Source organism: Cryobacterium melibiosiphilum, from assembly GCF_003602235.1.
In the GTDB taxonomy this organism is placed as follows: Bacteria; Actinomycetota; Actinomycetes; order Actinomycetales; family Microbacteriaceae; genus Cryobacterium; species Cryobacterium melibiosiphilum.
This window is the reverse complement of record NZ_QZVS01000004.1, coordinates 1-1551: the sequence shown is the minus strand read 5'-3', so window position 1 is coordinate 1551 and position 1551 is coordinate 1. Positions and strand designations below refer to the sequence as shown.

Sequence of the window (1551 nt, the reverse complement as noted above, 5' to 3'; positions counted from 1 at the left end):
GTCGGCCGGCACCGGGCGGCAACGCGCGGTGCGGCGCAGCGTGATCGTGCGCCCCGCCGCCGACGGCATCGAGGTCGTGGTGCGCGACGACGGCGTCGGCTTCGACCCCCGCGCAATCGCCCGCGACCGCGCCGGCATCGCCCAGAGCATCATCGGCCGGCTCGACCGCCTGCCCGGCGGCCTCGCAACCGTGCACAGCAGCCCCGGTGCCGGCACGGTCATCGCCGTCGCGTGGGCTCCCACCGGCCCCATCGAAACGGATGCCCCCGCCGCCCCCGCCACGGAGGCTGCGGTGTCCGAATCGCTCACCACCAGGCCGCCCGCGCCCGCCGTGACGCCCGCGAGCCCGGCCCCGAGCCCGACCGCGCCCACGAGTTCGGCCGCGAGCCCGGCTGCCCCCTCTCCCGCACCCCCGCCGACCGGCCTCCTCGGCCTCTCCCGCCGCTCGACCGCGCTGATCCTCGCGCTTTTCCTCACCCTCCACGGGCTCTTCACGCTCACAACCCTCGGCACCTCGCGCAGCCTGCCGCTCGAGCTCGTGTCCTTCGCCCTGATTGTGGTCGCGGCGGCGGCCGTCGTATGGCCCGCCGCGCAGCCGATTCCGCTCGGGCGCACCCTGGGCATCCTCGTGCTCTGCGCGGTCACCACCCTCATCATGTTCGTGCGCACCGACGCGCGGGTGTTCACGGCATCCGCTTTCTGGCACATCGCTGCTGTGAGCGTGATTGTGCTGATCCTCGCGGCGCGCGGCCGGTCGTTCACGGCCTGGGGCGGCTATCTCGCCCTCGCCGCGGCGACGATCACCTGGGCGCACCTGCACGCGCTCGACCCGGCCCTGGCCGTGGCGACGATGGTGCACCACGCCGGAATCCTCGTCGCCGGAACCCTGCTCGTCTTCGGGCTCGGGCGCATGGCCGGAACCCTGGCCGACCTGGCCGCGAAGCTCGCGGCGCGGGCCGCCGCCGAAGCGACCCTCGGGGCGGCGGTGCACGAGCGCGCGCTGCAGCTGAACCGGGTGAACACCCTCGCCCGCCCGGCCCTCGAGCGCATCGCCCGCGGCATCCGCTTGACGGATGCCGAACGCACCGACTGCCTGCTGGCCGAAGCCACCATGCGGGATGCGATTCGCGCCCGCCGCCTCTTCGTCGAGCCCGTGATCGGGGCGGTGCGCGCGGCGCGGCAACGCGGGGTCGAGGTGTCGCTGCTCGACGATTACGGCGACGCGCCCGGCAGCGGACCGTGTCCGGACGCGACCGGATGCCTCGCCGCCCTCGCCGAGATCGTGGCCGCCGAGCTCGATGCCACCGCGCAGGGCAGTTTCACCGCGCGGGTGCTGCCCGCCGGACGGAGCGACCTCGCCACGATCGTCATCGACGCCGCCGAACAGCGGATGCTGCTCATCGCTCCCGACGGCACGGTGCAGTGAGTACCGGCAGCGGGTACCGCGCAGCGAGTACCGCGCAGATCCCCGCCGCGCCCGTCCTTTCCGCCGCGCCCGCCTCGCCCGCCCCTGCCGCCGCGCCCGCCCCCTTCGCCGCCCCCTTCGCCGCG

General features: G+C 75.3%; 1 protein-coding gene. It reads left to right on the top strand.

The window, feature by feature from the left end; genetic code table 11:
- Nucleotides 1-1426, top strand: a 1426-nt coding sequence (locus D6T64_RS22350) for a sensor histidine kinase (RefSeq protein ID WP_158594736.1), incomplete at its 5' end; no start/stop codon positions are given.
- Nucleotides 1427-1551: the final 125 nt, after the last annotated feature.